This window comes from Paractinoplanes globisporus DSM 43857 (assembly GCF_000379645.1).
In the GTDB taxonomy this organism is placed as follows: domain Bacteria; phylum Actinomycetota; class Actinomycetes; order Mycobacteriales; family Micromonosporaceae; genus Actinoplanes; species Actinoplanes globisporus.
The window spans coordinates 112905-134522 of sequence record NZ_KB903318.1 but is presented as its reverse complement, the minus strand read 5'-3'; the positions used below and the strand labels follow the sequence as shown (position 1 = coordinate 134522).

At 68.6% G+C, this 21618-nt stretch carries 18 protein-coding genes and 1 pseudogene; all 19 read right to left on the bottom strand.

The window, feature by feature from the left end; translation table 11 throughout:
- Window positions 1-277: 277 nt before the first annotated feature.
- A complete protein-coding gene (locus tag A3CQ_RS0132665) occupies window positions 278-1312 on the bottom strand; it encodes a polyprenyl synthetase family protein (protein WP_040433405.1) in 1035 nt (344 codons plus the stop codon).
- A 548-nt stretch (window positions 1313-1860) separates the two neighbouring features.
- Complete coding sequence (nuoN, locus tag A3CQ_RS0132660) at window positions 1861-3393, bottom strand: NADH-quinone oxidoreductase subunit NuoN (protein WP_020515160.1); 1533 nt, start codon at window positions 3391-3393, stop codon at window positions 1861-1863.
- Between the two features lie 2 nt (window positions 3394-3395).
- Window positions 3396-4934, bottom strand: coding sequence for an NADH-quinone oxidoreductase subunit M (locus A3CQ_RS0132655; protein WP_020515159.1), 1539 nt, complete (start codon window positions 4932-4934; stop codon window positions 3396-3398).
- Entirely contained in the window at window positions 4931-6850 is a 1920-nt protein-coding gene (nuoL, locus tag A3CQ_RS0132650; RefSeq protein ID WP_026206453.1) for an NADH-quinone oxidoreductase subunit L, read from the bottom strand. The genes A3CQ_RS0132655 and nuoL overlap by 4 nt, the downstream gene beginning before the upstream one ends.
- A gap of 12 nt (window positions 6851-6862) precedes the next feature.
- On the bottom strand, window positions 6863-7162 hold the full coding sequence (gene nuoK, locus A3CQ_RS0132645) for an NADH-quinone oxidoreductase subunit NuoK (protein ID WP_020515157.1): 300 nt from the start codon (window positions 7160-7162) through the stop codon (window positions 6863-6865).
- The gene (locus A3CQ_RS0132640) at window positions 7159-7908 is read right to left on the bottom strand and encodes an NADH-quinone oxidoreductase subunit J (protein WP_020515156.1); all 750 of its coding nucleotides are present in this window, start codon (window positions 7906-7908) and stop codon (window positions 7159-7161) included. The genes nuoK and A3CQ_RS0132640 overlap by 4 nt, the downstream gene beginning before the upstream one ends.
- On the bottom strand, window positions 7905-8501 hold the full coding sequence (gene nuoI, locus A3CQ_RS0132635) for an NADH-quinone oxidoreductase subunit NuoI (protein ID WP_020515155.1): 597 nt from the start codon (window positions 8499-8501) through the stop codon (window positions 7905-7907). The genes A3CQ_RS0132640 and nuoI overlap by 4 nt, the downstream gene beginning before the upstream one ends.
- Window position 8502: 1 nt before the next feature.
- Window positions 8503-9855 (bottom strand): NADH-quinone oxidoreductase subunit NuoH, encoded by a 1353-nt coding sequence (gene nuoH, locus A3CQ_RS0132630; RefSeq protein WP_020515154.1) that lies wholly within the window; start codon window positions 9853-9855, stop codon window positions 8503-8505.
- Window positions 9856-9860: 5 nt separating this feature from the next.
- Entirely contained in the window at window positions 9861-12341 is a 2481-nt protein-coding gene (locus A3CQ_RS0132625; protein ID WP_020515153.1) for an NADH-quinone oxidoreductase subunit G, read from the bottom strand.
- A 76-nt stretch (window positions 12342-12417) separates the two neighbouring features.
- Window positions 12418-13734, bottom strand: a complete 1317-nt coding sequence (nuoF, locus tag A3CQ_RS0132620) for an NADH-quinone oxidoreductase subunit NuoF (RefSeq protein ID WP_020515152.1) — start codon at window positions 13732-13734, stop codon at window positions 12418-12420.
- Window positions 13735-13766: 32 nt separating this feature from the next.
- Window positions 13767-14474: pseudogene (gene nuoE / locus A3CQ_RS0132615) on the bottom strand (NADH-quinone oxidoreductase subunit NuoE); the annotation flags it as partial.
- On the bottom strand, window positions 14475-15800 hold the full coding sequence (locus tag A3CQ_RS0132610; protein ID WP_020515150.1) for an NADH-quinone oxidoreductase subunit D: 1326 nt from the start codon (window positions 15798-15800) through the stop codon (window positions 14475-14477).
- Window positions 15797-16513, bottom strand: a complete 717-nt coding sequence (locus A3CQ_RS0132605; protein ID WP_020515149.1) for an NADH-quinone oxidoreductase subunit C — start codon at window positions 16511-16513, stop codon at window positions 15797-15799. Before A3CQ_RS0132605 ends, A3CQ_RS0132610 begins: the two co-directional genes overlap by 4 nt.
- A complete protein-coding gene (locus A3CQ_RS0132600) occupies window positions 16510-17181 on the bottom strand; it encodes a NuoB/complex I 20 kDa subunit family protein (protein ID WP_020515148.1) in 672 nt (223 codons plus the stop codon). Before A3CQ_RS0132600 ends, A3CQ_RS0132605 begins: the two co-directional genes overlap by 4 nt.
- 6 nt (window positions 17182-17187) lie before the next feature.
- Window positions 17188-17553, bottom strand: coding sequence for an NADH-quinone oxidoreductase subunit A (locus tag A3CQ_RS0132595; protein WP_020515147.1), 366 nt, complete (start codon window positions 17551-17553; stop codon window positions 17188-17190).
- A 79-nt stretch (window positions 17554-17632) separates the two neighbouring features.
- Window positions 17633-18928, bottom strand: a complete 1296-nt coding sequence (locus tag A3CQ_RS0132590; RefSeq protein WP_020515146.1) for a geranylgeranyl reductase family protein — start codon at window positions 18926-18928, stop codon at window positions 17633-17635.
- 99 nt (window positions 18929-19027) lie between these two features.
- Entirely contained in the window at window positions 19028-19306 is a 279-nt protein-coding gene (locus A3CQ_RS0132585; RefSeq protein ID WP_020515145.1) for a hypothetical protein, read from the bottom strand.
- A gap of 48 nt (window positions 19307-19354) precedes the next feature.
- Complete coding sequence (locus A3CQ_RS0132580) at window positions 19355-20101, bottom strand: demethylmenaquinone methyltransferase (RefSeq protein WP_051115419.1); 747 nt, start codon at window positions 20099-20101, stop codon at window positions 19355-19357.
- Between the two features lie 235 nt (window positions 20102-20336).
- The gene (gene mqnC, locus A3CQ_RS0132575) at window positions 20337-21554 is read right to left on the bottom strand and encodes a cyclic dehypoxanthinyl futalosine synthase (protein WP_020515143.1); all 1218 of its coding nucleotides are present in this window, start codon (window positions 21552-21554) and stop codon (window positions 20337-20339) included.
- Window positions 21555-21618 lie beyond the last annotated feature (64 nt).

Sequence of the window (21618 nt, the reverse complement as noted above, 5' to 3'; positions counted from 1 at the left end):
TGGGCCCGCTCGGCCTCGGCGCGGTCGCGGCCCTCGCCGATTACCCGACGATGTGGGTCGTCGCGGCCGCCGCGATGGTGAGCGCGGCCGCGCTGATGCTGCTCGGGAGCCGGATGCTCAGCTCCTTCGGCCCGCGCGGCGCATAGGCCGGCTCGGCGCACCCGGCCGGCTCGGCGCACCCGGCCGGCTCGGCGCACCCGGCCGGCTCGGCGCACCCGGCCGGCTCGGCGCACCCGGCCGGCTCGGCTCGCCCGGCCCGCTCAGCTCGCCGGCCTGCTCAGCTCGTGCGGTCGGCGATGAAGTCGCAGAGCGCTTCCATCGCACGCTTGGCCTCACCGGCCGGCAGCGGAGCCAGCTGGGCCCGCGCCTCCTCGGCGTACGTGCGGACGGTCTCGCGCGCCCTTTTCATCGCCGCCGACTCGCGCAGCAGCCCGAGCGCCTCGGCATGCAGGGCGTCGTCGGTGATCGGCCCGGTCGCGAGGATCTCGCGCAGCCGCACCGCCGACGCGTCGGTATCGTCGCCGGCCAGCGCGTAGAGCACCGGCAGCGTCGGCACGCCCTCGCGCAGGTCGGTGCCCGGGGTCTTGCCCGACTGCACCGAGTCGGACGCGATGTCGAGCAGGTCGTCGGAGAGCTGGAAGGCGATGCCGATCGTCTCGCCGTAACCCGCGAGTGCCTCGACGAACTCGCTCGGCGCGCCCGAGAACAGCCCGCCGAACCGCGCCGAGGTGGCGATCAGCGAGGCGGTCTTTTCCGTGATGACGTGCAGGTAGTGCTCGATCGGGTCCTCGCCGCGCGGCCCGACGGTCTCGGCGATCTGCCCGTGCACCAGCCGCGCGAACGTGCGCGCCTGCAGATGGACGGCCTCGGGCCCGAGCGAGGCCGCGATGTCGGCCGCGCGCGCGAACAGATAGTCACCGACGAGGATCGCCACCGAGTTGCCCCAGCGCGAATTCGCACTGGGCGCACCCCGCCGCACGGTCGCCTCATCCATGACGTCGTCGTGATAGAGCGTCGCCAGGTGGGTCAGCTCCACCACATTTGCCGCGGCAATGATCTCGGGCGACGCCGGATCGCCGAACTGCGCCCCGAGCGCCACCAACAGCGGCCGGAACCGCTTGCCACCGGCATCGGCGAGATGCCGCGCAGCCTCGGCCACCAACGGATCGGCGCTGGCCACGTTGGCCCGCAGCGCCTCCTCCACAGCGGCCAGCGTCGCCGTGACCGACGCATCGACCACAGGGTCGACGTCGAGGCCAAGCGACGACAGCGTCAAGTCACCGGTGCTCACCACGCTTTCACGATGCCACATGGGTCCGACACTTCCCGTCCCAGGGGTGCCTTCCGCAAGATCAAGTTCAAATCCCCCACATCGTACGAGGTTCAGCGAAATCCCTTGCCTTCCACGTACAGCCGAGTGGGTGGTCACGCTCCGCGTCCACCACCGGGCGGGCCCACCGGTACATCTTCGACAATCCTCACCCCGCTGCCGACGATCATTTCCAGCCAGGACGCGGCCGAGCACCCTTCGGACCCGAATTCTCAGGCCGAGATCCTCCGCACAGCGCCCCAGCCGTCTCAGCGGGCGATATGCGACTAATGACGGGAAGCGCGGGCGGGGTTCGATCTCCCCCGCCACCCTTCCTGCCGAAGCTTGAAGCCCTTCGGTTCATCGCGCGCGCTAGTCCGCAAACTTTCACCGGCCGCCGCGAGACCCTTGCCGGGGAAATGTTCGCTGTGCGCAGTTAATCCGCAACCTTTGCGGGCGAGTGGCGGTGCGCCCGCGGCCTGAACCAGCAATCATTTTCGGACTACATGGAAGCGGGCCCCGGCAGATGCCGGGGCCCGCTCGACGAAAGATCAGCGCACGAACTGCGCCGCGTCCTGGGTGAGGTCGATCAACGGGCCCGGGACGACGCCCAGCGCCAGCGTCGCGATCACGCCGATGGCCAGCGCCGCCGACGTCAGGAAGCCGGGGATCGACACCGTGGGCGTCGACTCACCGGGCTCGCTCAGCCAGAGCATGACGACCACCCTCAGGTACGGGAAGGCGATCAGCATGCTGGTGATCACACCGAAGATGACCAGCCAGGTCTGCCCACCCTCGACCGCCGCCCCGAAGACCGCGAACTTGCTGGTGAAACCGCTGGTCAGCGGGATACCGGCGAAGGCCAGCAGGATGAACGTGAACGTCGCGGCGAACAGCGGGCTCTTGCGCCCGAGCCCCGCCCAGCGGGAAAGGTGGGTGGCCTCGCCGTCCGCGTCGCGCACCAGCGTCACGATGCCGAAGGCCGCGAGCACCGAGAACCCGTACGCGACCAGGTAGAACATCGTGCTGCTCAGGCCCTCCTTGTTGAGCGCGAGCACGCCCACCATGAGGTAACCCGCGTTCGCGATCGAGGAGTAGGCGAGCAGCCGCTTCATGTCGGTCTGCGTGACCGCCAGGACCGCACCGACCAGCATTGTGAGGACCGCGACCACGCCGAGGACCGGCTGGAAGTCCCAGCGGACACCCTCGAACGCCACGTACAGGATCCGCAGGAGCGCGCCGAAGGCGGCGACCTTGGTGCAGGCCGCCATCAGCGCGGTAATCGGCGTCGGCGCGCCCTGGTAGACGTCGGGCGTCCACACGTGGAACGGCGCCAGCGCGGCCTTGAACAGCAGGCCGATCGCCAGCAGCGCGATGCCGGCGTACAGCAGCACCTCGCTCTGCTTCGGGTTGGCGACGCCGGCGTGCACGTCGCTGAGCCGGATGCCGCCCGAGAAGCCGTAGATGAGGGCCACACCGAAGAGGAAGAACGCCGACGCGTACGACCCGAGCAGGAAGTACTTGAGCGCCGCCTCCTGGCTGAGCAGGCGGCGCCGCCGGGCGAGCGCGCACAGCAGGTAGAGCGGCAGCGAGAAGACCTCGAGCGCGACGAACATGGTCAGCAGGTCGTTCGCCGAGACGAACAGCAGCATGCCGCCGAGCGCGAAGATCGTCAGCGGGTAGACCTCGGTCGCACCGGGCTGCTGGCTCGCCTGGCGCAGGTCCTTCTGCGAGCCGACGGTGATCGCCGCCTGCGAGACGAACGCGCCACCTTTCTCGATCGACCGCTCACCGATCAGCATCAGCGAGACGGCGCCGAGCACCAGGATCGCGCCCTGCAGGAACAGCGTGGGCCCGTCGACGGCGACCGCGCCGCCGATGGTCACCAGCCGCTTGCCGTGCGAGACGATCACCATGACGAACGCCGCGATGATCCCGAGGAACGCCAGCCCGAGCTGGACGGGGTGCCGCGACGAACGCGGGACGAGCCCCTCGACGACGATCCCGACGCAGGCGACGCCGAACAGAATCAGCATCGGTGCCAGGGCGACGTAGTCGATGGCAGGAAGTTTCAGGGGTTCCATGGCTAACGCGCCCCTCCGTTGGCGGTGACCGCCGTCGGGCCTGGATCGGTGGATCCGACGTCCTGCATGGTTGCCTGGACGGCCGGGTTGATCACATCGATGACCGGCTTCGGGTAGAAGCCGAGCAGGATGAGCAGGAGGATCAGCGGCGCGACCACGACTTTCTCGCGCAGCGTGATGTCCTTGCGCATCGCCGGTATCTCCTCGAGAGCCGGGTTCAGCGTGCCCTGGGTGGTGCGCTGCACCATCCAGAGGACGTACGCGGCGGCGAGGATGATGCCCGCGGTCGCGACGACGGCGTACGCCTTGTGCACCGTGAACGTGCCGATCAGCACCAGGAACTCGCTGACGAACGGCGCCGTGCCGGGCAGCGCCAGCGAGGCGAGACCGGCGAACAGCAGCACACCGGCCAGGACCGGGGTCAGCTTGCCGGCCCCGCCGAAGTCGCTGACCAGGTTCGAATTGCGCCGGGCCACGTACATGCCGACCACGATGAACAGCAGGCCGGTGGCCAGGCCGTGGTTGACCATGTAGAGCACCGCGCCGGTGCCCGCCTGCGTGGTGAAGGCGAAGATGCCGATGCCGATGAAGCCGAAGTGGGCGATCGACGTGTACGAGACGAGCCGCTTGAGGTCGTTCTGCCCGACCGCCAGCAACGCCGCGTAGATGATGCCGATGACGGCCAGCACCAAAGCGGCCGGCGCGAACCAGCGGGACGCCTCCGGGAACAGCGGGAGGCAGTACCGCAGGATGCCGAAGGTGCCGACCTTGTCCATCACGCCGACCAGCAGCGCGGCCGCGCCCGCCGGGGCGGCACCACCGGCGTCCGGCAGCCAGGTGTGGAACGGGAAGAACGGCGCCTTGATCGCGAAGGCCACGAAGAAGCCGAGGAACAGCCAGCGGGCCGTGTTCTGGTCGATCTGGCTGACCGACTCGCTCAGCTTGGCGAAGTCGAAGGTGTGCCCACCGACCACCCACAGGCCGATGACGGCGGCCAGCATGAACAGACCGCCGACCAGGCTGTAGAGGAAGAACTTCACCGCCGCGTACTGCCGGCGGGCCCCGCCGAACGACCCGATGATGAAGTACATCGGGATCAGCATGATCTCGAAGAACACGTAGAAGAGGAACACGTCGGCGGCCGCGAAGACGCCGATCATCGTGAACTCGAAGGCCAGCAGCAGCGAGAAGTAGACCGGCGCGGAGCGCTGTCCCTGGTCGACGTCGTGCCAGGACGCGAGGATCACGACCGGGGTCAGCACCGCGATCAGCAGCAGCATGACCAGCGCGATGCCGTCGGCCGCGAAGGTGAACCGGGCGTCCCAGGCCGGGATCCAGGCGTACGACTCGTGGAACTGGAACCGGTCGCCGCCGACCTTGAAGGCGATCCACATGACGATGCTGAGCACCAGCACCGCGAGCGACCAGATCAGGGCCACCAACTTGGCGAGCTCGGCGTTGCGGCGCGGGATGAGCGCCACCACGACCGCGCCCACCAGGGGCAGCAGGGTCAGGATGCCCAGGAAGGGAAAGTCGTTCACGCCAACCACCCCAGCTGGATCGCGAGGAAGGCGCCAACCACGAGCACGGCGCCGGTGAGCATGGAGAGGGCGTACGACCGAACGAAGCCGGTTTGGAGCCTTCGTAGTCGTCCGGAGCTCCCGCCGATGCCGGCGGCTATGCCGTTCACGATGCCGTCGATGCCCTTGTTGTCGAGGTAGACCAGGGCCCGGGTCAGGTAGATGCCGGGGCGCTCGAACACCGCCTCATTGAACGCGTCGGTGTAGAGGTTGCGCCGGGCCGCGGTGACCACCACGCCGGCCGGCTGCTCCTGCAGGGCGGTGCCGCGGCGGAACAGCGACCACGCGAACAACGCGCCGCCGATGCTGAGGGCCAGTGTGAGCGTGGTGATCAGCCACTTGGCCATGACCGGCTCGCCCTCGCCCGAACCGGTGACCGGCTCCAGCCAGTCCGGAATGCTGGTGGACAGCAGGTAACCGGCGACGATCGAGCCGAGGGCCAGCAGCATCAGCGGGATCGTCATGATGAACGGCGACTCGTGCGGGTGCTTGTTCTCCTCGGTGTACCGCTCCGGCCCGTGGAACGTCAGCACGAAGAGCCGGGTCATGTAGAACGCGGTGAGTGCGGCGCCGATGAGGGCCAGCGTGCCGAACAGCCAGGCCGTCCAGTCATCGCGCGAGTAGGCCGCCTCGATGATCGGGTCCTTCGAGAAGAAGCCCGAGAACGGGAAGATGCCGATGATCGCGAGCCAGCCCATCATGAACGTGAGCCAGGTCCAGCGCATGTACTTCGAGAGGCCGCCGAAGCGGCGGATGTCGACCTGGTCGTGCATGCCGTGCATGACCGAACCGGCCCCGAGGAACATGTTGGCCTTGAAGAAGCCGTGCGCTAGCAGGTGGATGATCGCCAGCGCGTACGCACCGCCGCCCAGGCCGACGCCGAGGAACATGTAGCCGATCTGGCTGACCGTCGACCAGGCCAGGACCCGCTTGATGTCGTCCTTGGCGGCGCCGATGATGCAGCCCATCAGCAGCGTGAGCGCGCCGACGCTGACCACGATGATCTGCAGCGTGCTGTTCGCCGAGAAGATGTAGTTGGACCGGGCGATCAGATAGACGCCCGCGGTGACCATGGTCGCGGCGTGGATGAGGGCCGAGACCGGGGTCGGGCCCTCCATCGCGTCGGGCAACCACGCCTGCAGCGGGAACTGGCCGGACTTACCGGCCGCGCCGAGCAGCAGCAGGATGCCCAGGACCAGCACCGTGGTCGCCGACAGCGAGCCGAGCCCGTTGAAGACCTCCTGGTACTGGGTGGTGCCCAGCGTCGCGAACATCAGGAAGATGCCGACCGCCAGGCCGGCGTCGCCGACCCGGTTCATCAGGAATGCCTTCTTGCCGGCGGTGGCCGCCGACGGGCGGTTGTACCAGAAGGAGATCAGCAGGTAGGAGGCGAGACCCACGCCCTCCCAGCCGAAGTACAGCATCACGTAGTTGTTGCCGAGGACCAGCAGCAACATCGCAGCGACGAAGAGGTTGAAGTACCCGAAGAACTTGCGGCGTCCCGGGTCGTGCTCCATGTAGCCGACCGCGTACAGGTGGATCAGCGAGCCAACGCCGGTGATCAGCAGGACGAAGACGCCGGACAGCGGGTCGAAGAGAATGCCGAAGTCGACATGCAGCCCACCGACGGAGATGAAGTCCCACATGCTCAGCTCAGCCGAGCGCTTGTCGGCGTCGAGCCCGGCAAGACTGATGAAGAAGACCAGCCCCAGCACGAAGGAGGCCGCCACCGCGAGGACGCCGAGCCAGTGTCCCCACTTGTCGGCCCGCTTGCCGAGGAGCAGCAGGACCGCGGCGCTGGCGAGCGGAATGGCTACCAAAAGCCAGATTCCGCTCAGCGTCCCCGTCGCGTGGGCATACTCCACTGTCTGTTCCACAGGAAGGCCCCTTTAGTACTTAAGAAGGTTCGCGTCGTCGACGCTCGCCGAGCGTCGCGTACGGAAGATCGACATGATGATGGCGAGGCCCACCACGACCTCGGCCGCCGCGACGACCATCACGAAGAACGAGATGATCTGACCGTCGAGGCTGCCGTTGATCCGGCTGAAGGTGACCAGCGCCAGGTTCGCCGCGTTGAGCATCAGCTCGATGCACATGAACAGCACGATCGCGTTGCGGCGGACGAGCACCCCGGTGGCGCCGATGGTGAACAGGATCGCCGCGAGAATGAGGTAATAGTCGACGGTCATTTTTCGGTTCCTTTCGGAGCCGCTTCTGTGGCGCTGAGCTCACGCACCGGAAGGATCGGCGAGATGCTCCGCTCGGCGCCGTTGCCGTCGGGCAGCCGGGCCGGCACGGCCACCGACATCGTGTTCGCGTAGACGCCGGGACCGGGCTTCGGGCCGGGGTAGTTGCCGGGCCGGAACCGCCGGGTCATCCGGGTGACCTGATCGGCGATGTCCTCCTTGGCCCGCTCGACGTGCGCCATCACCATCGCGCCGACGGCCGCCGTGATCAGCAGGCCCGACGTGATCTCGAAGGCGAAGACGTAGTTGGTGAACAGCAGCGCGGCCAGGCCCTGCACGTTGCCGCCGCGCGCGGCGTTGGCCGTCTCCAGGCCGACCGCCGTCGTGTCGCCGAGCGCCCGGGCGATGCCGGTGCCGACCAGGATCGCGAAACCGACGCCGAGGATGATCGCCGCGACCCGCTGGCCGCGTAGCGTCTCGATCAACGAGTCGGAGGCATCCCGGCCGACCAGCATGAGCACGAACAGGAACAGCATCATGATCGCGCCGGTGTACACGATGATCTGCACGGCCCCGAGGAACGGCGCCGCGTTGACCACGTACAAGAAGCCGAGGCAGAGCATGGTCAGCACGAGCCAGAGCGCGGAGTGCACCGCGTTGCGGGCGAGCACCATGCCGAGCGCGCCGATCACCGCGATCGAGCCGAGGATCCAGAAGGCCCAGGCCTCCCCGGTGGAGACGTGACTCATCGGGCTGCCTCCTTCGCGGACTCGCCGGTGCCGTCGGAGGCCTCGTTGGTCGACCACGGCGCGCGCTCGGCCCCGGCCGAGGTGCCCGGGTTGGTGAGCGCGCCGACGTAGTAGTCCTTGTCGGTGTCGCCGAGGCGCATCGGGTGCGGCGGCTGCTCCATGCCCGGCAGCAGCGGAGCCAGCAGCTCCTTCTTCGTGAAGATCAGGTCCTGCCGGCTGTCGCGGGCCAGCTCGTACTCGTTGCTCATGGTCAGCGAACGGGTCGGGCAGGCCTCGATGCACAGGCCGCAGAAGATGCAGCGCGCGTAGTTGATCTGGTAGATCGACGCGTACCGCTCACCGGGCGAGAACCGCTGTTCGTCGGTGTTGTCCCCGCCCTCGACGTAGATCGCGTCGGCCGGGCAGGCCCAGGCGCACAGCTCGCAGCCGATGCACTTCTCGAGGCCGTCCGGGTGCCGGTTGAGGATGTGCCGGCCGTGGTATCGCGGCGCCGGCGTGGGCGGCGAGAACGGATAGTCGGTCGTGATGACCTTGCGGAACATGTGCGCGAAGGTCACTCCGAAGCCCTTGAACGAGCCCGTGAACGTCCCCACGTCACACCTCCTTGGTTTCGGTATCGCCGCCGACGGTGGCGGGGGTGCGTTCGGCCACCGCGCGGCGTGCCCGCGGGCTCGGGGGTACCTGCAGGTCGATCGGGGGCACCGGGAAGCTGCCCGGTGGGCGGGCGGCCAACTGTTCCTCGATGGAGACCTGCCTCGGTTTGCGGCTCGCCGGCCAGAACATGGCGACCGCCAGGACGACGACCACGATGCCGCCGATCGTCAGCCACTTGTCGCGGTCGGACAGGTGGTTGTTCGCGACCTTCACGTACGAGAGGAAGAGGATCCACACCAGGTTGACCGGGATGAGGACCTTCCACCCGAAGCGCATGAACTGGTCGTAGCGCATGCGGGGCAGGGTCGCCCGCAGCCAGATGAAGCCGAACAGGAAGATCAGGACCTTGACGAAGAACCAGATCAGCCCGAACCAGCCGGAGTTGGCGCCGTGCCAGATCGCGGTGATCGGCCATGGTGCACGCCACCCACCGAGGAAGAGCGTGGTACAAAACGCCGACACGGTGATCATGTTGATGTACTCGGCCAGGAAGAACATGGCGAACTTGAAGGACGAGTACTCCGTGTGGAAACCGCCGACCAGCTCGGACTCGGCCTCGGGGAGGTCGAACGGCGCCCGGTTGGTCTCGCCGACCGCCGCGATCATGTAGATCACGAAGCTGGGGAAGAGCAGCACCGCGTACCAGCTCGGGGTGGTCAGGTCCATGCCGAGGACGTGGACCGGGTTGCCCTCCGCCTGCGCCGCCACGATCTGCGAAGTGCTCATCGAACCGGCGGTCATGAAGACCGCGACGATCGAGAGACCCATCGCGACCTCGTACGAGATCATCTGCGCGCTCGACCGCAGACCACCCAGCAGCGGGTAGGTCGAGCCGGACGCCCAGCCGGACAGCACCACGCCGTACACGCTCATCGAGGAGCAGGCCAGCAGCACCAGCACCGAGACCGGCACGTCGGTGAGCTGCAGCGCGGTCCGGTGGCCGAACATGTTGACCATGCCGCCGAACGGGATGACCGCGAAGGCCGTGAAGGCCGTGGTGCAGGAGATCACCGGCGCGATGAAATAGACCACCTTGTCGGCGGTCTTCGGGATGATCTCCTCCTTGAACGGCAGCTTCAGGCCGTCCGTGAGGCTCTGCAGCCAGCCCTTGGGCCCGACCTGGTTGGGCCCGGGCCGGACTGCCATCCGGGCCACGACCTTGCGCTCGTAGTTGATCGTGAACAGCGTCAGCAGCAGCAGGATCACGAAGACGCCGAGCAGCTTGATCAGCGAGATCCACCAGACGTCCTGGAACGGCAGCGTCGGGTCCTCGGCGTGCGCCGCCACGATCATGGAGTTCATGCGTTCGCCCCCTCGGCGAGGATCGGACCCGGATTGCCGGCGGAGAGCCGGACCACCGCGCCCGAGGTAGCGCCGAGGCTGCGACGCACCGTCGCGCCCGGCGAGTTGGTGGGAAGCCATGCCACCTGCGGGGGCAGGTCGGTGATCGCCGCCGGCAGCGTCACGCCGCCGCGGTCGGTGCTGACGGTGACCGCATCACCCTCGGCGACACCGAGCGACTCGGCCAGGTCCTTGCCGATCCGCACCACCGGCGGCCGGGCCGTGCCCTTGAGCACGTCGTCGCCGTCGAGCATCGAGCCCTGGTCGATCAGGTGATGCCAGGTGGCGAGCACGGCCTCGTTCGCCGCCCGCTGCGGGGCCGCGGCCGGGGCCACGGTCGGAAGCGCCGGGCGGTCGGCCTTGCTCGGCGGCATCGCGCCCAGCTCGCGCCGGATCGACATCACGTCGCCGGTGCCCAGCGAGACATCGAGTAGGGCGGCGATCGCCTCGAGCACCCGGCCGTCGGTCATCGCCGTGGTCGGCAGGACGGTCCCGAACGAGCGGAGCCGGCCCTCCCAGTCCATGAACGTGCCGGACTTCTCCTGGGCCGGGGCGACCGGGAACACCACGTCGGCGCGGCGGGTCACCGCGCTGCCACGGATCTCGAGGCTGACCACGAACCCGGCCCGGTCGAGCGCCTGCTCGGCGAGCCGGGGGTCGGCCAGGTCACCCGGGTCGACGCCGGCGACCAGCAGGCCGCCGAGGGCGCCGTTCGCGGCCGCCGCAACGATCGCGTCGGTGTCGCGCCCGACCTGGCTGGGCAGGCCGCCGGCCTCGAGGCCCCAGGCCAGCGAGAGCTCGGCGCGGGCCGCCGGGTCGGCGACCGGACGGCCGCCGGGCAGCAGGTTGGGCAGGCAGCCGGCGTCGACCGCGCCGCGGTCACCGGCCCGGCGCGGCACCCACGCGAGACGGGCGCCGGTGCGCTCGGCGGCGGCAGCCGCGGCGGACAGACCGCCCGGCACGCTCGCCAGCCGCTCGCCGACGATCAGCAGCGCGCCCGGGGTGCCGAGTGCCGCGGCCACGGCCGGGTCGTCGGCCAGCAGCCGGGCCTCGTCGCCGGGCGCGGCCGCGACCAGCGTCGCGCTCATCTTGGCGAAGCCCCGGGTCAGGTACGGCGCGACGGCCGTGACCCGCAGGCCGCGCTTGTCGGCCGCCTTGCGCAGCCGCAGGAAGAGGATGGGGCACTCCTCCTCCGGCTCGAGGCCCACGATGACCGCGACCGGAGCGTTCTCCACGTCGTCGTAGGTCACGTCGGACACGCCGCCGGCCACCGAGGACGCCAGGAAGCCGGCCTCCTCCGCACTGAGCGGGCGGGCCCGGAAGTCGATGTCGTTCGTGCCGAGGGCGACCCGGGCGAACTTCGCGTACGCGTACGCGTCCTCGACCGTGAGCCGGCCGCCCGTGAGCACCCCGACGCCACCGGCGGACCGGGCCGCCTTGAGCCCCTCGGCCGCGAAGAGCAACGCCTCGCTCCACGACGCCTCGCGCAGCTCGCCGGTGTTCGCGTCGCGGATCTGCGGGTTCATGATCCGGTCGTTGGCGGTGGCGTAGCGGAAGCCCCACCGGCCCTTGTCGCAGTTCCACTCCTCGTTGACCGCCGGGTCGTCGCCGGCCAGGCGCCGCAGCACCTTGCCGCGGCGGTGGTCGGCGCGCATCGAGCAGCCGGCCGCACAGTGCTCGCAGGCGGTCGGCGTGGAGACCAGGTCGAACGGGCGGGCCCGGAAGCGGTACTGCTCGCCGGTGAGCGCGCCCACCGGACAGATCTGGATCGTGTTGCCGGAGAAGTACGAGTTGAAGGGGACGTCGCCTTCCCCGTCGCCGGCCTGCCCGTCACCCGTGCCGTCGCCGCCGAAGAAGTCGTCCCGGTACACGTTGATCTGCTCGCCCGAGGAGCGGTCCATCAGGTCGATGAACTTGTCGCCGGCGATCTCTTCGGAGAACCGGGTGCAGCGCTGGCACAGGATGCACCGCTCACGGTCGAGCAGCACCTGGCTGGAGATGTGGATCGGCTTCTCGTACTCCCGCTTGTGCTCGTGGAAGCGGGAGTCGGTGCGGCCGTTGGACATCGCCTGGTTCTGCAGCGGGCACTCGCCGCCCTTGTCGCAGGTCGGGCAGTCCAGCGGGTGGTTGGCCAGCAGCAGCTCCATCACGCCGTGCTGGGCCTTGTCGGCCACCTCGGAGGTGAGCTGGGTGTGCACGACCATGCCCTCGGCGACCGCCTGGGTGCAGGAGGCGACCGGCTTGCGCTGCCCCTCGATCTCGACCAGGCACTGGCGGCAGGCGCCGGCCGGGGCGAGCAGCGGGTGGTCGCAGAACCGGGGAATCGCGATGCCCATCCGTTCGGCGACCCGGATGACCAGCTCGCCCTTATCGGCGGTGACCTCGATCCCGTCGATCGTGAGCGTGACGGTATCGGTCTTCTTGGCAACGTCCGTCACCTGAGCCTCCCTTCGATGGCGACAGCGGGGCTGGCGCAGCCTGCGTGCCTCGTTGCGCTGACGCTCCTTGCTGCCATCAGTGAGCTCCAACCAGGGCCTTGGCCGACAGACGCGGCGGGGTGCGGCCCTCGATGTAGTCCAGGTAGTCCTGGCGGAAGAACTTCAACGTCGAGATGACCGGCGTCGCGGCGCCGTCACCCAGGCCGCAGAACGACCGGCCGAAGATGTTGTCGGCGGTGTCCTGCAGGGTGTCGAGGTCGCCGTAGGTGCCCTCGCCGGAGAGGATCCGCCGGTAGGTGCGGACCATCCAGTAGTTGCCTTCCCGGCACGGGGTGCACTTGCCGCACGACTCGTGGTGGTAGAACTCCAGCCACCGCCAGGTCGCGTACACCGGGCAGTCCTGGTCACTGAAGATCTGCATGGCCGTGGTGCCCAGGATCGAGCCCGCGGCGGCGACGCCCTCGAAGTCCATCGCGGTGTCGATGTGCTCGGCCGTCAGCAGCGGGGTCGACGAACCACCCGGCGTCCAGAACTTCAGGTTGTGGCCGGGCTTCATGCCGCCGGCCAGCTCGATCAGCTCGCGCAGGGTGATGCCGAGGCCGCATTCGTACTGGCCGGGATTGGCGATCCGGCCGGAGAGCGAGTAGATCATCGGGCCCGACGACTTCTCGGTGCCCATGCTCTTCCACCAGTCGGCGCCGCCCAGCACGATGTACGGCACCGACGCGATGGTGCCGACGTTGTTGACCACCGTCGGGCTGGCGTACAGGCCGGCGATGGCCGGGAAGGGCGGGCGCAGCCGGGGCTGGCCGCGGAAGCCCTCCAGCGAGTCCAGCAGCGCGGTCTCCTCGCCGCAGATGTACGCGCCGGCGCCCGAGTGCACGACCAGATCGAGATCGAAGCCCGTGCCCAGGATGTTCCGGCCGAGATAACCCTTCGCGTACGCCTGCTTGACCGCGCTGCGCAGCCGGCGAGCGGCGTGCACCGCCTCACCGCGGATGTAGATGAAGGCGCGGTTGGCCCGGATCGCGTACGAGGCGATGATCGCGCCCTCGATCAGCGAGTGCGGGTCGTAGGTCATCAGGGGCAGGTCCTTGCACGTGCCCGGTTCGCCCTCGTCGGCGTTGATGACCAGGTAGTGCGGCTTGCCGTCGCCCTGCGGGATGAACGACCACTTGAGACCGGTGGGGAAGCCCGCCCCGCCGCGGCCGCGCAGACCCGAGTCCTTGACCAGCTGGATCAGGTCGTCGGGGTGCACGTCGAACGCCTTCTTGAGGGCCGCGTACCCGTCCAGCCGCTCGTAGACGTCGATCTTCCAGGCGTCCGGCGAGAGCCAGCGCTTGGTGAGGACCGGGGTCAGCTTCTCGAGAACCTCACGCCGTGGCTGCGTCACTTCGTCTCCTCGCGAGCCGGCTTGGTCTTGGCGATCGGGGCGTCGAGATGGAAGTTCGGCACCGCGATCCCGTGCTGCTGGGCCAGGTTCACGCCGCGCAGCGTGGGCACGCCGGCCGGCCCGTCGGCGACCGCGCCCTCACGCTCGTCGGCGAACCCGGCCAGCTGGTGCTGCATCTCCTTGAGCGAACAGAGCCGGGCGCCGCGTACCGGCGCCGGCCGCTCGCCCTTGCGCAGGTTCTCCACCAGCTCGATCGCCGATTCCGGAGTGGCCTCGTCGATGGCGAAGTCGTAGTTGACCGTCACCACCGGCGCGTAGTCGCAGGCCGCCAGGCACTCGGCGTGCTCGAGCGTGATCCGGCCGTCCGATGTGGTCTCGTCGTGGCCCACGCCCAGGTGCTCGTTGAGCCGGTCGTAGACCTCCTGGCCGCCCATCATGTTGCACAGCGTGTTGGTACAGACGCTGACCAGGTATTCGCCGGTGGGCCGCCGCTTGTACATCGTGTAGAACGTGGCGACGGCGCCGACCTGGGCCTTGTTGATGCCCAGGACCTCGGCGCAGAAGGCCACGCCGTTCGGGCTGACGTGGCCCTCCTCGGTCTGCACCAGGTGCAGCAGCGGGAGCAGCGCCGAGCGGCCGCGGCCCTCGGGGTAGCGCGCGATGATCTCGAGCGCGGCCGGGAGCAGCTTCTCCGCGAGCGGCGCGGCGGCCGGAGAGAACTCGATAGTCGTGTCGGACATTTAGCGGTCACACCCACCCATCACGGGGTCCACGGATGCGCCGCCGGCGATGACGTCGGCCAGCAGCGCACCTTCGGCCATCGCCGGGATGGCCTGGAGGTTCACGAAGCTCGGGTCGCGCAGGTGCACGCGGTACGGATGGGTGCCGCCGTCCGATACGGCGTGCACGCCGAGCTCTCCGCGCGGACTCTCGATACCGATGTAGACCTGGCCGGGCGGGACCCGGAAGCCCTCGGTCACGAGCTTGAAGTGGTGGATCAGCGACTCCATCGACTGACCCATGATCTTGGCGACGTGCTCGAGCGAGTTGCCCATGCCGTCGATGCCGACCGCGAGCTGGGCCGGCCAGGCGATCTTCTTGTCCGCGACGAAGATCGGGCCGGGCTTCAACCGGTCGAGCGCCTGCTCCACGATCTTGAGGGACTCCCGGATCTCGGCGATCCGCACCTGGTAGCGGCCCCACACGTCGGCGGTGTTCGCGGTCGGCACGTCGAACTCGTAGTTCTCGTACCCGCAGTAGGGCATCGTCTTGCGCAGGTCCCAGGCCAGGCCGGCCGAGCGCAGCACCGGACCGGTGATGCCGAGCGCCAGGCAGCCGGTGACGTCGAGGATGGCCACACCCTGTGTGCGCTCGTGCCAGATGACCTGGCCCGAGAGCATGGCCTCGTACTCCTTGAGCTTCTTCGGCATGTAGACGAGGAAGTCGCGGATCTTCTTGATCGCCGAGTCGGGGATGTCCTGCGCGACGCCGCCGGGGCGGAAGTACGCGTGGTTCATCCGCAGCCCGGACGTCTCCTCGAAGATGTCCAGGATGTACTCGCGCTCGCGGAAGCCGTACAGCATCATCGAGATCGCGCCGAGTTCCAGGCCCGTGGTGCCCATCCAGACCAGGTGCGACGCGATCCGGTTGAGCTCCATGAAGAGCACCCGGATGGTGGTGGCCCGCTCGGTGATCTGGTCGGTGATGCCCAGCAGCTTCTCCACCGCGAGGCAGTAAGCGGCCTCGTTGAACAGGGGAGCCAGGTAGTCGGCCCGGGTCACGAACGTGGTGCCCTGGGTCCAGTTGCGGTACTCGAGGTTCTTCTCGATGCCGGTGTGGAGGTAGCCGATGACCGGGCGGCACTCGGTGACCGTCTCGCCCTCGAGCTCCAGCACGAGCCGGAGCACGCCGTGCGTGGACGGGTGCTGCGGGCCCATGTTGACGACGATCTTCTCGTTCGACAGCGGGTCGATGCTGCCGGTGATCGTGTCCCAGTCGCCGCCGGTGACGGTGAAGACGCGGCCCTCGGTGGTCTCTCGCTCGGTTGCATACCCGGGTGTAGTCACTGGTAGACCCTCCGCTGGTCAGGAGGCGGAATCTCGGCGCCCTTGTACTCGACGGGCACGCCGCCGAGCGGATAGTCCTTGCGCTGCGGGTGGCCCTCCCAGTCGTCCGGCATGAGGATCCGGGTGAGGTTGGGATGGCCGGTGAAGACGACCCCGAACATGTCGTACGTCTCCCGCTCCTGCCAGTCGGCGGTGGGGTAGACGCTGGTCACGCTCGGTACGGGGACGTCGACCGGCACGGCCACCTCGAGGCGCACGCGGCGGCGGTACGTCATCGAGGTCAGCTGGTACGTGACGTGCAGCCGCCGGGCGTCGCTGTTCAGGTAGTCCACACCGGACACCGACGAGCACAGTTCGAAGCGGAGCGACTCGTCGTCCCGCATGATCTGCGCGACCTCGGCGATCTTCTCTGCCTTGATGTGCAGGGTCAGCTCGTCCCGGTCGACGACGACCTTCTCGATCGCGTCGGCGAACAGCGGGTACGCCTCCTCGAGGGCATCGGTGACCTCGTCGAAGTAGCTTCCGTACGGTTTCGGGCTGCCGACCACGTCGGGCCGGCGGCGGACCAGGCCGCCGAAGCCGGAGACGTCGCCGGTGCCGGTGATGCCGAACATGCCCTTCTGCGGGCTGGACGGGACCTGGGCCGGGGCGTCGATGTCGGCACCGACGGGCTCGGCGTTGACCGGCACGCCGCCGGTCGATTCGATGCTCACTTCCCACCCTCCCGCAGGTGCGGCTGCAGCTTCATCCAGTTCTCGATCCGCAGCTGTTCCTCGCGGCCTTCCTTGACGGCCTGGGTCCACTCGGCACGCCGGGTCTTGTCCACCCGGTACGACGAGGGCATGGCGCCGGGCGCCACGATCGGCAGCTTGCCCTCGGCCCGGCGCGCCTCGAGCATCTTGCGGCCGTTCGGGCCGAGCGGCTGGTGCATGACCTTCTCGCGCATCTTGAGGATGGCGTCGATCAGCATCTCGGGCCGCGGCGGGCAGCCCGGCAGGTAGATGTCGACCGGGACGATGTGGTCCACGCCCTGCACGATCGCGTAGTTGTTGAACATTCCGCCGGACGACGCGCAAACACCCATGGAAATGACGGAGCGCGGCTCGGGCATCTGGTCGTAGATCTGCCGGACGACCGGGGCCATCTTCTGGCTCACCCGGCCGGCCACGATCATCAGGTCCGCCTGGCGGGGCGAGGCCCGGAAGACCTCCATGCCCCAGCGGCCGAGGTCGTAGTGCGGACCGCCGGCCGCCATCATCTCGATGGCGCAGCAGGCGAGACCGAACGTCGCACCCCAGAACGACGACTTACGCGCCCAGTTCGACAGCTTCTCGACGGAGGTCAGCAGGATTCCGGCAGGGAGTTTCTCTTCGATACCCATGACACATCAGTCCCAGTTGAGGCCGCCGCGTCGCCACACATAGGTGTAGGCGACGAAGACGGTGACGATGAACAGGACCATCTCCACGAACCCGAACACGCCGAGCGCTCCGAAGGAGACGGCCCACGGGTACAGGAAGATGGTCTCGATGTCGAAGACGATGAAGAGCATCGCGGTCAGGTAGAACTTCACCGGGAAGCGCCCGCCGCCGATCGGCTGCGGAGCCGGTTCGATCCCGCACTCGTACGCGTCGAGTTTTGCCCGGTTGTAGCGTTTCGGACCGACGATCGGCGCGATCCCGACCGAGAACAGCGCGAAGAGCGCGCCCAGGACCATCAGCCCGACGATCGGGACGTATGGGTTGATCGTCATGATCTCTCCTGCTCGAACGTTAGCCGCTTCACACTATTAATCCGATTCGGCGGGACGTCGACCGGGGTAGCCAGGCTTCTCATACCGCCGGCGCCACCTTGGTCAAGCCATTGATGATCCGGTCCATGGCGTCGCCGCCGCGGGGATCGGTCAGGTTGGCCAGCAGCTTGAGGACGAACCGCATCAGCGTCGGGTGCGGCATGCCGTGCTTGGTGGCGATGCGCATGATCTGCGGGTTTCCGATCAGCTTCACGAACAGCCCGCCGATGCGGTAGTAGCCGCCGAAACGCAGGCTCAGCTCGGTCGGATAGGCCCGGAGAGCGCGTTCACGGTCGGCGCCGGCCGGCCGGGCGAGCGCCTGCACGGCGACCTCCGCGGCAAGCTCGCCGGACTCCATCGCGTACGCGATGCCCTCGCCGTTCATCGGGTTGACCATGCCGCCGGAGTCGCCGACCAGCATCAGGCCCCGCGTGTAGTGCGGCACGCGGTTGAAGCCCATCGGCAGCGCGGCGCCCAGGATCGGGCCGTCCGCATTGGCCTCGTCGCGCAGGCCCCAGTCGGCGGGGGTGCCGGCCAGCCAGTCGGTGAGCATGGCCCGGTAGTTGGTCTTGCCGAAGGCGTTTGACGAGTTGAGGATGCCGAGGCCCACATTGACCCGGCCGTCGCCCAGCCCGAAGATCCAGCCGTAGCCGGGCAGCAGGCGGTCGCGGTCGGTGGAGCTGCGCAGCTCCAGCCAGGACTCCAGGTAGTCGTCGTCAGCGCGTACCGGTGAGTGGTAATAGCGCCGGACCGCGACGCCGATCGGCCGGTCGTCGCGCTTGGCCAGGCCCATGGCCAGCGGAAGCTTGCCGGAGACGCCGTCGGCGGCGATCACCAGCGGGGCACGGAACTCGACCGGTTCCTTGTCGGCGCCGACCTTGGCGGTGACGCCGATCGCCCGGCCCTCGCCGTCGAGGACCGGTCCGGTCACGTTCACCCCGGTGCGCAGCAGCGCGCCGGCCTCGGTGGCGCGCTTGGCCAGCATGTCGTCGAAGTCGAGCCGGGTGCGGACCAGGCCGTAGTTGGGAAAGCTGGCCAGGTCGGGCCAGTCGAGCTCGAGGCGGACACCGCCGCCGATGACGCGCAGTCCCTTGTTCTGCAGCCAGCCGGCCTTTTCCGAGGTGTCGACGCCCATGCGGACGAGCTGCCGGACCGCGCGTGGCGTCAGACCGTCACCGCACACCTTCTCGCGCGGGAACTCGGTCTTCTCCAGCAGCAGCACTCGTAAGCCGTGCCGCGCCATGTGATAGGCCGCCGCCGAGCCGCCCGGGCCGGCGCCGACGACTATTACGTCGGCCTCGTCGGCGATGGACCCCGATGGTGCTGCGTTGTCCACAACACACCTCCGCTCTCGTGCGGGCTCGTGAAACAGTTCACAAGCACGCCCAGATCGGAGTCTAAGACGGCCATCGAAGCTCGTTCGGGTTAGGCAACCCTAACTGTTTCGCGCCGGTGAAATGCCCGATCCGCTATCCGTCAAGGCCCGCTCTGCTCCATTGCGCGACTCTTGGTCCAGGTACTCCCGAAACGTACCGCCCATCGCGCGATCAAGGGCGACGATCAGCTCATCTACTAGGTCCTGAGCGAGTTCCGGGTCCTCGGCGGCGACCATGCGGATCCGGGCGGCCAGCTCCATGCCGCGCCGCTCGCCCGCTTCGCTGTCGTCGATGGCGATGTCGATGTCGGTGTCCTCTAGATGCCCGAATGCAGTCATGTGTGCAGCAAAACACTGATTATCGGCCACGTAGGCCGAATGACCGTTTTATACCCGAGTGGCGCGATGCAGCGCGACCACGCCGCCGGTGAGGTTGCGCCAGCCGACCCGCGTCCAGGGGCCCGCGGCCCCGACGCGAGCGGCCAGACCTTCCTGGTCCGGCCAGGCGCGGATGCTTTCGGCGAGATAGACGTACGCCTCGGGGTTGCTCGACACGCCACGGGCGACGGCCGGCAACGACCGCATCAGGTACTGCAGGTAGACCGTGCGGAACGCCGGGTTGACGGGGTGGCTGAACTCACACACCACCAGCCGGCCGCCCGGTCGCGTGACCCGGCCCAGCTCGCGCAGCGCCCCGTCGGTGTCCACCACGTTGCGCAGCGCGAAGGAGATGGTCACCGCGTCGAACGTGCCGTCCGCGAACGGGAGCCGCAGCGCGTCCCCGGCCAGCAGCGGCACCTCCGGCCGCACCGAGTGACCGGCCCGCAGCATGCCGATCGACAGGTCGGCGCCCACCGCGAACGCGCCCGACCGGGCCAGCTCCTCGGTCGAGACGCCGGTGCCGGCGCCCACGTCCAGAACCCGCTCGCCGGGACGCAGCCCCAGCGCCGCCCGGGTCGCCCGGCGCCATCCCCGGTCCTGACCGAAGGAGAGCACGGTGTTGGTGAGGTCGTACCGCTTGGCCACGCCGTCGAACATCTCGGCGACCTCGTGCGGCTGCTTGTCCAGATCTGCGCGCGTCACCTTCGCAACTCTTCCACGAAGAAAAACAGAACGGGCGGGATGGTCACCCATCCCGCCCGTTCCTTGTGCGTTATATATACGACCTCAAACGGGTCGGGTCCGCGGAGTCAAGCTCTCGCCTGACGTTCCAAGGAAGTTCTCAGGTCTTACGAGAGGAACGTAACTAGCGTGAACAGCGTGGTGAAGGGGTTTACGCGCCTCGTTACCGAGGAGCAACCCTCCCCACGCCGGTTACCTGACCCCCACCTGGCCGAACGGCCAGGGGTGACCCCCTGAATAGGCCTGCCTACTGGACCTCGACCAGCGGCAGGTTCTTGCGGCCGCCCTCGGGCATCGCGATCGAGGAGTAGTGCGAGACAACCCGCTCGTCGGTCGGGTCGTCGGCCTCGGTGTAGTGCACGGCCAGGTGGCGGTAGAGCGTCTCGCGCTGCGCCGGAATGCGGCCCGCCGTCCGGATCATCCAGATCAGCTCGTGCAGGTTCGAGCGGTGCCGGGCGCCGGCCGAGGAGATCACGTTCTCCTCCAGCATGATCGAGCCGAGGTCGTCCACGCCGAGATGCAGCGCGAGCTGGCCGACGTCCTTGCCGGTGGTCAGCCAGGACGCCTGCAGGTGGGCGACGTTGTCGAAGAACAGCCGGGAGACCGCGATGAAGCGGAGGTATTCCATCGTCGTGGCCTGGGTGCGGCCCTTCAGGTGGTTGTTCTCCGGCTGGTAGGTCCAGGGGATGAAGGCCCGGAAGCCCCCGACCTGGTGCGAGGTCTCGACGGCGTCGTCGCGGTACCCGTTGGCCACGGCCAGGTCCTGGCAGTCGCGGATCATGCGGATGTGCTCGATGCGCTCGATGTTGGTCTCGCCGGTGCCCATCATCATCGTCGCGGTCGAGGACAGCCCGTTGCGGTGCGCGATGGTCATGACCTCGATCCAGCGGGCGCCGCTCTCCTTGAGCGGGGCGATCGCCTGGCGCGGGCGGTCCGGCAGCATCTCGGCGCCGGCCCCGGCGATCGAGTCGAGCCCGGCCGCCTTGATCCGCAGGATCGCCTCCTCGAGCGAGACGCCCGAGACCTTGGCCATGTGCAGGATCTCGCTGGGGCCGATCGAGTGGATCGCGAGCTGCGGGTACGCCTGCTTGACGTTCGAGAACAGGTCCTCGTAGTACTCGACCCCGAACTCGGGGTGGTGACCGCCCTGCAGCATCACCTGCGTGGCGCCGAGGTCGATCGCCTCGCCGCACCGGTGCAGGATCTCCTCCATCGGGTGCGCCCAGCCCTCCTTGTGCTTGGGCGCACGGAAGAAGGCGCAGAACTTGCAGGCGGTGACGCACACGTTCGTGTAGTTGATGTTCCGGTCGATCAGGTACGTGACGATGCCGTCCGGGTACCGACGACGGCGCACGGCGTCGGCCGCCTCGCCGAGCGCGTGGAAGGGCGCGTCCGTGTAGAGCAGCAATGCCTCCTCGGGCGTGATCCGGCCGCCGTCGGCCGCGCGCTGCAGGATGCTGTCCATCTCCGAGTAAGCCGTCACGATTTGAAGATTACGTGCCCGGTTCCGCCTACGACAGCGGCGCGGG

Excerpts from the sequence above, each read along its gene's own strand:
- A3CQ_RS0132665 (WP_040433405.1), bottom strand. The coding sequence starts at position 1,312 with ATGTGGCATCGTGAAAGCGTGGTGAGCACCGGTGACTTGACGCTGTCG.
- nuoN (WP_020515160.1), bottom strand. The coding sequence starts at position 3,393 with ATGGAACCCCTGAAACTTCCTGCCATCGACTACGTCGCCCTGGCACCG.
- nuoK (WP_020515157.1), bottom strand. The coding sequence starts at position 7,162 with ATGACCGTCGACTATTACCTCATTCTCGCGGCGATCCTGTTCACCATC.
- A3CQ_RS0132640 (WP_020515156.1), bottom strand. The coding sequence starts at position 7,908 with ATGAGTCACGTCTCCACCGGGGAGGCCTGGGCCTTCTGGATCCTCGGC.
- nuoH (WP_020515154.1), bottom strand. The coding sequence starts at position 9,855 with ATGATCGTGGCGGCGCACGCCGAGGACCCGACGCTGCCGTTCCAGGAC.
- A3CQ_RS0132600 (WP_020515148.1), bottom strand. The coding sequence starts at position 17,181 with ATGGGTATCGAAGAGAAACTCCCTGCCGGAATCCTGCTGACCTCCGTC.
- A3CQ_RS0132595 (WP_020515147.1), bottom strand. The coding sequence starts at position 17,553 with ATGACGATCAACCCATACGTCCCGATCGTCGGGCTGATGGTCCTGGGC.
- A3CQ_RS0132585 (WP_020515145.1), bottom strand. The coding sequence starts at position 19,306 with ATGACTGCATTCGGGCATCTAGAGGACACCGACATCGACATCGCCATC.
- A3CQ_RS0132580 (WP_051115419.1), bottom strand. The coding sequence starts at position 20,101 with ATGGGTGACCATCCCGCCCGTTCTGTTTTTCTTCGTGGAAGAGTTGCG.
- mqnC (WP_020515143.1), bottom strand. The coding sequence starts at position 21,554 with ATGGACAGCATCCTGCAGCGCGCGGCCGACGGCGGCCGGATCACGCCC.